At 71.3% G+C, this 8,900-nt stretch carries 9 protein-coding genes; 5 read left to right on the forward strand and 4 right to left on the reverse strand.

From position 1 onward, the window contains the following. The coding region (locus ACRDP3_RS10565; protein ID WP_431516621.1) for a M20/M25/M40 family metallo-hydrolase at positions 1 to 703 on the reverse strand (703 nt) is incomplete at its 3' end. 20 nt (positions 704 to 723) lie between these two features. Beyond that, complete coding sequence (hutU, locus tag ACRDP3_RS10570) at positions 724 to 2,391, reverse strand: urocanate hydratase (protein WP_431516614.1); 1,668 nt, start codon at positions 2,389 to 2,391, stop codon at positions 724 to 726. Between the two features lie 151 nt (positions 2,392 to 2,542). Here hutU and ACRDP3_RS10575 point away from each other — a divergent pair, with 151 nt between their 5' ends. Beyond that, positions 2,543 to 3,871 carry a diaminopimelate decarboxylase gene (locus ACRDP3_RS10575; protein WP_431516615.1) on the forward strand — a complete coding sequence of 443 codons (1,329 nt, stop codon included), beginning with the start codon at positions 2,543 to 2,545 and terminating at the stop codon, positions 3,869 to 3,871. Between the two features lie 77 nt (positions 3,872 to 3,948). Further along, positions 3,949 to 4,389: a DUF3574 domain-containing protein gene (locus ACRDP3_RS10580; protein WP_431516622.1), complete on the forward strand. Its 441-nt coding sequence runs from the start codon at positions 3,949 to 3,951 to the stop codon at positions 4,387 to 4,389. Between the two features lie 82 nt (positions 4,390 to 4,471). Here the strand turns inward: ACRDP3_RS10580 and ACRDP3_RS10585 are convergent, their stop codons facing one another. Together ACRDP3_RS10585 and ACRDP3_RS10590 are read right to left on the reverse strand one after the other, a co-directional pair. Further along, positions 4,472 to 5,638 carry a 5-methyltetrahydropteroyltriglutamate--homocysteine S-methyltransferase gene (locus ACRDP3_RS10585; protein ID WP_431516616.1) on the reverse strand — a complete coding sequence of 389 codons (1,167 nt, stop codon included), beginning with the start codon at positions 5,636 to 5,638 and terminating at the stop codon, positions 4,472 to 4,474. A 110-nt stretch (positions 5,639 to 5,748) separates the two neighbouring features. Continuing rightward, on the reverse strand, positions 5,749 to 6,285 hold the full coding sequence (locus tag ACRDP3_RS10590; protein WP_431516617.1) for a pyridoxamine 5'-phosphate oxidase family protein: 537 nt from the start codon (positions 6,283 to 6,285) through the stop codon (positions 5,749 to 5,751). A gap of 181 nt (positions 6,286 to 6,466) precedes the next feature. Between ACRDP3_RS10590 and ACRDP3_RS10595 the strand changes: the two genes are divergently transcribed. The 3 genes from ACRDP3_RS10595 to ACRDP3_RS10605 form a co-directional block, all read left to right on the forward strand. Beyond that, the gene (locus ACRDP3_RS10595; RefSeq protein WP_431516618.1) at positions 6,467 to 7,846 is read left to right on the forward strand and encodes an APC family permease; all 1,380 of its coding nucleotides are present in this window, start codon (positions 6,467 to 6,469) and stop codon (positions 7,844 to 7,846) included. 69 nt (positions 7,847 to 7,915) lie between these two features. Further along, the gene (locus tag ACRDP3_RS10600; RefSeq protein WP_431516619.1) at positions 7,916 to 8,293 is read left to right on the forward strand and encodes a VOC family protein; all 378 of its coding nucleotides are present in this window, start codon (positions 7,916 to 7,918) and stop codon (positions 8,291 to 8,293) included. 22 nt (positions 8,294 to 8,315) lie between these two features. Next, positions 8,316 to 8,900: TIGR03086 family metal-binding protein (locus tag ACRDP3_RS10605; RefSeq protein ID WP_431516620.1), on the forward strand; the 585-nt coding region annotated here is incomplete at its 3' end.

Consider the following 8,900-nt stretch of genomic DNA (forward strand, 5'->3'; position numbering starts at 1 on the left):
GGGTGGGGTCGTCCCGGTCGGCCAGCCGGGTGGTGCCGGCGTGGTTGGCCTCGCCGGGGAGGTCGAGCCGCCACCGGCCGTGGGGCCAGATGCCGTGCGCGACACCGACCGCGGCGGTCCCGTCGACCAGGGCGCGTCCTTGCTCGACGTGCAACTCGACGTAGGTGCCGATGCGGGCGAGGGTGTCGTCGTCGCGGCCGAGGTGCCGCGGGTCGTGGCCAGCAGCCTCCATGGCGTCCGCCATCGTCGTGCTCTCGGTGTCGCTCAGGTCGCGTGCCTTGTCGGGGTCGAGACTGCCGGTGAGCAGCCGGGAGCCGGCGCAGGCGACACCGAACCTGGCGCCCTCCTCGTCGACGAAGCTGACGATGCCGATCGGCCGGTCCGGCCGGTGGCCGTCGGCGCGCAGCCGGTCGACGGCCGCGAAGGCGCTGACGACCCCGAGCGGCCCGTCGAAGGCGCCGCCGTCCGGCACCGAGTCCAGGTGCGAACCGGTGACGACCGCCTCGCCGGCCCCGACGTCCGCCGCACCGCCGGCCCCCGACCAGGCCCACTGATTGCCGTTGCGATCCACCTCGTAGGAGAGCCCGCGGGCCTCCGCCTGAGCCCGGAACCAGGCACGGCAGTCACTGTCCGCGGCGGTCCAGGCGTAGCGGCGATAGCCGCCCCCGCCGTCCCGCCCGATACCGGCGAGGTCGCGCCACATCTGCTGGAACGAAGCCGCGCTCACGCCTCCGCGCCGCCTTCCCGCATCGGCACCCGCACACCCCGCTCGGCGGCGACCTCCTCGGCCCGCTCGTACCCGGCGTCGACGTGCCGCACGACGCCCATCCCGGGGTCGTTGGTCAGCACCCGGCGCAGCTTCTCCCCGGCCAGCGCGGTACCGTCCGCGACCGTCACCTGCCCGGCGTGCAGCGACCGCCCCATGCCGACGCCGCCCCCGTGGTGAATGGACACCCAGGTCGCCCCGGACGAGGCGTTGACCATGGCGTTCAGCAGCGGCCAGTCGGCGATCGCATCGGAACCGTCACGCATCGCCTCGGTCTCGCGGTACGGCGAGGCCACCGAGCCGCAGTCCAGGTGGTCACGCCCCAGCACCACCGGCGCCGACAGCTCGCCGCTCGCCACCATGTCGTTGAACCGCTCGCCGGCCCGGTCCCGCTCCCCGTAGCCGAGCCAGCAGATCCGCGCGGGAAGCCCCTGGAAGTGCACCCGCTCGCCAGCCAGTTTGAGCCAGCGCGCCAGCGACTCGTTCTCGGGGAACAGCTCGAGCAGCGCCCGGTCCGTGGCGGCGATGTCCTTCGGGTCCCCGGACAGCGCCGCCCACCGGAACGGCCCCTTCCCCTCGCAGAAGAGCGGCCTGATGTAGGCGGGCACGAACCCGGGAAAGTCGAAGGCCCGCTCATACCCGTGCGCCTGGGCCTCGCCACGGATGGAGTTGCCGTAGTCGAAGACCTCGGCGCCCGCGTCCATGAAGCCGACCATGGCCTCCACGTGCCGGGCCATCGACTCCCGCGCCCGCAGGGTGAAGTCGGCGGGCTTCTCCGCGGCGTACGACGCCATCTCCTCGAACGGAACACCCACCGGCAGATACGCCAGCGGGTCATGGGCACTGGTCTGGTCGGTCACGATGTCGATCGGCGCGCCCATCTCCAGCAACCGCGGCACCACCTCCGCCGCATTGCCGAGCACACCCACCGACAGCGGCCGCCGCGCGTCGCGGGCCTCCGTGACCAGCCGCAGCGCATGCTCCAGCGAATCCGCCCGTACGTCCAGATACCCGTGCTCGATGCGCCGCTCGATCCGCGAGGGATCGCACTCGACACACAGCACGACGCCACCGTTCATCGTCACGGCCAGCGGCTGCGCGCCGCCCATCCCCCCGAGCCCGGCGGTCAGCGTGACCGTCCCGGCAAGCGAACCCCCGTACCGCTTGCTCGCGACAGCGCTGAACGTCTCGTAAGTCCCCTGCAGAATCCCCTGCGTGCCGATGTAGATCCACGAACCGGCCGTCATCTGCCCGTACATGGTGAGTCCGAGGGCGTCCAGCCGCCGGAACTCCTCCCAATTGGCCCAGTCCCCCACCAGGTTGGAGTTGGCCAGCAGCACCCGCGGCGCCCATTCGTGCGTCCGCATGACGCCCACGGGACGACCGGACTGCACGAGCATCGTCTCGTCGTCCCCCAGGCCGCGCAGCGTCCGCACCATCGCGTCGAAGGACTGCCAGTCCCGGGCCGCCTTGCCCGTGCCCCCGTACACGACCAGCTTGTCGGGGTGCTCGGCGACTTCGGGGTCGAGGTTGTTCTGCAGCATCCGCAGGGCGGCTTCCTGCTGCCATCCCCGGGCACTCAGCTCGCTGCCGCGCGGCGCCCGCACGGTTCGCGGTCCTGACATGTCTGCCTCCCACCTCCGGGCCTGATTATTCACCCACTCTACGGAGTGAATAGATCTAGTCAACACCATGCCGGCCCTCTGCTGACGCTCTGCAACGCAGACTCCCCGCAACGAATGGTCCGCACCGGTCCGGTCGTGTTTGGCTTGTTCCATGCACACCACCCGCCGCGACCTCGCCGTCCGCGCAGCCGTCGACCAGGGCCTGGTCACCGACGACCGGCAGCCGCTCGCCGCGCTGCTCGACGTCCGTCACGTACGGGAGACGGCGACGGCCCTGCACGCCGCGTTCGCCGAGGTGGCCGCCCCCGGCCAGTCCGTCCAGCACACCTTCGCCGTCAAGGCCGCCTCCCTCGTCCCCGTACTCCGGCTGCTGGCCGACGAGGGCATCGGCTGCGAGGTCGCCAGCCCCGGCGAACTGGCCCTGGCCCGCGCCGCCGGCGTACCGGCCGGCCAGACCGTCCTGGACTCCCCCGCCAAGACCGTCACCGAACTGCGCGAGGCCCTCGACCTCGGCATCGCGCTCAACGCCGACAACCCTCAGGAACTCTCCCGCCTCGACGCCCTGATCACCCCCGGCGCACCCCCCTCCGCCCCCCTCGGCCTCCGCATCAACCCGCAGGTCGGCGGCGGCTCGATCGGCGCGATGAGCACGGCGACCGCCACCTCCAAGTTCGGCGTCGCCCTCCTCGACCCCGGAGCCCGGGAATGGGTCGTCCAGGCCTACCGCGACCGCCCCTGGCTCACCCGGCTGCACTCGCACATCGGCTCGCAGGGCATGCCGCTGGACCTGATGGCCGAGGGCGCCAAGGAGACCTTCGACCTCGCCGAAGAGATCAACACGGCGGTCGGCCGCCACCAGATCGACACCCTCGACCTGGGCGGCGGCCTCCCGGTCAACTTCGCCTCCGACGACGTGACACCGACCTTCGCCGAGTACGCGCGCCTGCTGGCCCGCACCGTGCCCGGGCTCTTCGACGGCCGCTACGGCATCGTGACCGAGTTCGGCCGCTCACTGCTCGCCAAGTCGGGCACCGTGCTCGCCCGCGTCGAGTACGCCAAGTCCGCGGGCGGCCGCCCCATCGCCGTCACCCATGCGGGTGCGCAGCTCGCCGTACGTACGGTCTTCACCCCCGACGCCTGGCCCCTGCGCGTCGCCGCCTACGACTCCAAGGGCCACCCCAAGACCGGCGACCCCGTCGCCCAGGACATCGCGGGCCCCTGCTGCTTCGCCGGCGACCTGGTGGCCCGCGACCGCTCCCTCCCCCTCCTGTCGGAGGGCGACTACGCGGCGCTCCTGGACACGGGCGCGTACTACTTCTCCAACCCCTTCGGCTACAACTCCCTTCCGCGCCCCGGCGTCTACGGCTACACGCTCACGGACGACGGAATCCGCTTCACGACCGTCCGCGCCCCCCAGCCCCTCGACGACCTCGTCACGGAGTCCGGGGGAGCGCACAGGGACGCGCTGCGCACCATGTGAAAACGTGTCATTACGCCCAACCCGTCATCCGACCCAGCAGGATCGCTTCGTCACCTGACGAAGGGAACACCGTGCAGATCAACGTGCAGATCAAGAACCGCTACCTCGCCGCCGCAGCGGCGGTCCTGGCCCTCACCGCCGCGGCCCCCACCGCCTACGCGGCCCTCGACACGCCCCCGGCACAAGGGGAGACCTACACCGAGACCCGCCTCCTCTTCGGCACGGTCGACCCCGACGGCGGACCGGCGGTGACGGACAAGCAGTTCCGCACCTTCCTGGACAAGCACGTCACGCCGCACTTCCCCCGCGGCCTGACCGTCCAGGACGGACGCGGCCAGTACCGGGACCGGAACGGACGCATCGAGCGCGAACGTTCCTACGAACTGACGCTGCTCATCCCCTCGTCCGAGGCCGGCGCACACGAGACGGACATCCAGCACATCCGCCGGGAATACCGGCGCCTCTACAAGCAGGAATCAGTACTCCGCGCGGACGACACGGCCCGCGTGGACTACTGACGCCGGCCGGGGCTCAGCCCGGGGTGGCGGGGCGGGTCGCGGAGGTCGCCCGAGACCCCTGCGACCGCCCCGCTCCCGCCGGTCAGCCGGCCCCCCACACCTCTTCCGCCGTCTCCACGATGAGCCGCAGCTTTGCCAGCTGGTCGTCGATCGTCAGGTTGTTCCCCTCCAGCGTGGAGGAGAAGCCGCACTGCGGCGACAGGCACAGCTGGTCGAGGTCCACGTAACGCGCCGCCTCGTCGATGCGCCGCTTCAGCGCGTCCTTGCTCTCCAACTCGGGGTGCTTGCTGGTGACCAGCCCGAGCACCACCTGCTTCCCCTTCGGCACGAACCGCAGCGGTTCGAAGCCCCCGGACCGCTCGTCGTCGTACTCCAGGAAGAAGCCGTCGACCTCCAGCCCACCGAACAGCGCCTCGGCGACGAAGTCGTAGCTGCCCGAAGCCACCCAGGACGAGGCGAAGTTGCCCCGGCACATGTGCGTCGTCACCCGCAGGTCGTCGGGCCGCCCGGCCAGCGCGCGGTTGATGTTGGCGATGTAGGTCTCGTGCTGATGCTCGGGGTCCCCGCCGATGCCGGCGACGTGCCGCCGCTGCTCGGGGTCGTTGAGGTAGGCGAGGCTGGTGTCGTCCAACTGCAGGTAACGGCATCCCAGTTCGTGCACGCCGCGCACCTGCTCCGCGTACGCGCTGGTGAGGTCGGCCCAGAACGCGTCCATCTCCGGATACACGGCCTCGTCGATCGCGGCGCGCCCGCCCCGGTAGTGGACCATGCTCGGCGACGGGATGGTCAGCTTAGGCGTCACCCCCTCCCCCACCGTGTCCCGCAAGAAGCGGAACGCGTCCCCGAAGATCGTCCCCTCCAGCCCCACCCGCCCCTCGACGTGGGCGGACGGCGGCGCGAACTCCACGTCGCCGTAGGCGTTGTGGAACGTGATCCGCAGGTTCTCGTCCTCGACCTTGTTGATGCCACCCAGCGCGTAGATGAAGTCCATGTGCCAGGACGCGCGCCGGAACTCGCCGTCCGTCGCGCCCCGCAGCCCCGCCTCCCGCTGCATCGCGACGACGTCGCGTATCGCCTCGTCCTCGGCGGCGGCAAGCTCGGCGGCACCGATCCGCCCGGCTGCCCGCTCCTCCCGGACCCGCTTCAGGGCGGGCGGCCGCAGCAGACTCCCCACGTGATCGGCGCGGAAGGGCGGCAGGGTACGCGGGCCGGTCCTCGGAGTGGCCCGGGGCGTGGGCTGTGACGTCATGCTGGTGTCCCTTCTCCTGGTGACGGAGGGCCCACCCTGCTCCGGAACAGTCCAATCCTCAACCATTCGCCGGCACCGGACCCTTCACCCGCGCACGCCCACACGCACCCCTACGCGCCCCCACCCCCGAAGCGCCACCGCGTCTGGCTGTACTCCCCCTTGCGGAATCCGAAGGCCGTCACCGGCGCGACCTCGTAAACCTGTGCCACGCCGCCGTCCCCCTTGTGGTGGAACTCGCCGCCACGGGCCTCGAAGCGCCACCCCTCCCCGTACTTCGCCACCCACGCCTCCGCCAGCCGCCCCAGCTTCGCGTCGTCCCGTACCCGGACCGCGTCGCCCTCGACGACGAGGTCGAGCCCTTCGTCGACGGCGTCGTTCCCCGTGGTGAGCACGCAGTGCGCATTGCCCGCCAGGTTCCGGGACTTGCGCTCCTCCGCGCCCGTACAGAAGTGGAGCGCCCCCTCGGCCCACACGGCGAGCAGCGGCGTGACGTGCGGCCGGCCGTCGGCCCGTACGGTGGTCAGCCAGTAGATCCCGGCCCCGGCCAGCCGCTCGCGGGCGGCGGCCCAGTCCGTGGGCGCGGCGTCCGGACTGCTGTAGCGGGGGTCCAGCGTGGTCACCGGTTCCCTGTCGGGTGTGGTCGGCATGGCGGCTCTCCTTCATCGCAGCGGTCGCAGCGGCCGCAGCGGTCGCAGCGGTCGCAGCGGTCGCAGCGGTACGTGACGTGACGGACCGGCAGGCAGGCGCGAACCGGTGCAAGCTGGACCACCCGGCTGACAGGAATTCATCGGTTGCGCTAACGATCACTGTGCGGGGAAGCTACTGCGCATGCCGGACTCACACGACGCGTCATCGGACACACCAGCGGACCCGGGCCACGTGGACAGCACGCCCCTCAAGCGCGCCATCGGCCCCAGACTGCTCATCCTCTTCATCATCGGCGACATCCTCGGCACCGGCATCTACGCCACCACGGGCAGTGTCGCGGGCAAGGTGGGCGGCGCGCTGTGGCTGCCGTTCGTGATCGGGTTCGTGGTGGCGCTGCTGACGGCCGCCTCGTACGCGGAGCTCGTCGGCAAGTACCCGCGGGCCGCCGGTGCCGCGCTCTACACCCAGCGCGCCTTCAAGATCCCGTTCCTCACCTTCATCGTCGCCTTCATGGTGATGTGCTCGGGGCTGTCGTCGGCGAGTGCTGCGGCCCGCGCCTTCGCGGGTGACTACCTGAGCGAACTCGTGGACGTGCCGCCCACCCTCGTCGCGATCCTCTTCATCCTCGCGCTCGCCGCGCTCAATCTGCGCGGCGTCTCGGAGTCGGTGAAGACGAACGTCGTGCTGACCCTCATCGAGTTGGCCGGCCTGCTGATCATCATCTCCATCGGCGTGTTCGCGGTGCTGTCGGGCGAGGGCGAGCCGAGCCGGCTCGGCGACATCCAGACGGCGGACGGCGGCACCGGATACGCCCTGCTGACGGGCGTGCTGGGGGCGACGGCGCTGGGCTTCTTCGCCTTCGTCGGCTTCGAGGACTCGGTCAACATGGCGGAGGAGACGGTGCAGCCCGCCCGTACCTTCCCCCGCGCCCTGTTCATCGGCGTGTGCGTGACCGGCACGATCTACGTGCTGGTCGCGCTGGTCTCCTCCTTGCTGGTCGACTTCAAGAAGCTGGAGGGGTCCAGCGGTCCGCTGCTGGAGGTGGTCAAGGCGGGCGGCGTGGCCTTCCCGCCCGAACTCTTCGCGGTCATCGCCCTGTTCGCGGTCAGCAATTCCGCGCTGATCAACATCATGATGGCCTCGCGGCTTTGCTACGGCATGGCGAACGAGCGCATCCTGCCCACCTTCATGGGGCGGGTGCTGCCCACCCGGCGTACGCCCGTGTTCGGCATCGTCTTCGTCTCGCTGATCGCCGTCGCGCTCGTGTCGACGGGCGAGATCGAAGGGCTGGGCGACACCACCTCGTTCCTCCTGCTGTGCGTGTTCGCGGTGGTCAACGTCGCGGTACTGGTGCTCCGCAAGGACCGGGTGGACCACCACCACTTCCGCACTCCCACCGTGCTCCCCGTGCTCGGTGCGGTCACCGCCCTGATTCTGGCCAGCCCGCTGGCCGACCGCGAGACCAGCGTCTACGTGCGCGCGGGCATCCTCGTGCTGCTCGGCATCGCGCTGTGGGCGGTGAACAGGATCGGACTGACAGCCGCCGCGCGACGTCGATGAGTTTCCGGCGCGGCCTTGGTCAGTACGGGTGACAGCAAGGGAACCACCATGTCACCGGGGAGAACGACCATGGCAGCACAGTCGACTCTGAACACCTGCGGCATCCTGCTCAGCAGCACCGACCGGGACCGGCTCGTCGCCTGGTACCGGGCGGCGCTGGAACCACTGGGCGCCCGCTGGGCGGAACACATGCTCGTCATCGCGGACGGCACCTACGTGGGCTTCGACCACCGCGACGACATCGCGGACAAGACGGTGGAGCCCGGCCGCAGCCTCGTCAACTTCGGGGTACGCGACATCCGGGTGGCCGAAGCGCACCTCGACTCGCTCGGCGTGCGGTGGGTGCGGCCGGTCGAGAAGACGGACTTCGGCGCCTGGTTCTCCACGGTCGCGGACCCGGACGGCAACTACGTCCAGTTCATCGAGATGCCGGCCGAGCAGGACTGAACGGGGCCGGGGGCAGGGCGAGATGGGACACGGAGGGGACAACGGCACGCCGGACACCGGTACGGCGTTGCTGGAGCGTGCCCTGGGGTACGCGCTGTGCGCCGTACGGCCCCTCACCGCGGAGTCGCTGTCCCGCCCGACTCCGTGCCGGGACTGGGACCTGCGGGCGCTGCTGTGGCACGCCAACGACTCGCTCGCGGCACTGCACGAGGGGATCGAGGAGGGGCGGGTGTGGCCCGGGCCGTCGGGACCGCCCGGGGCGCCTTTACCGCCGGAGCGGGACACCGATCCGGCGGCCGCCTTCCGGTCCGGGGCGGCGCGACTGCTGGGCGCCTGGGCGGCCGCCGGCAGCACGGACCACCGCCTCATCGCCATCGCCGACCTGCCGTTGACGGCCGCGGCCATCGCCCGTACCGGCGCCCTGGAGATCGCGGTGCACGGCTGGGACATAGCGCGGGCGTCGGGGCTGCCCCGGCCCGTACCGGCGGCGCTCGCCACCGCACTGATGCGCACGGCACGGCAGTTGGTGCCCGGGCCCGCGGCTCGGGCACCGCTGTTCGGGCCGCCGTTCACCGTCCCGGCGGAGGCCGACCCGAGCGACCGCCTG

Source organism: Streptomyces sp., from assembly GCF_050698815.1.
Classification (GTDB): domain Bacteria; phylum Actinomycetota; class Actinomycetes; order Streptomycetales; family Streptomycetaceae; genus Streptomyces.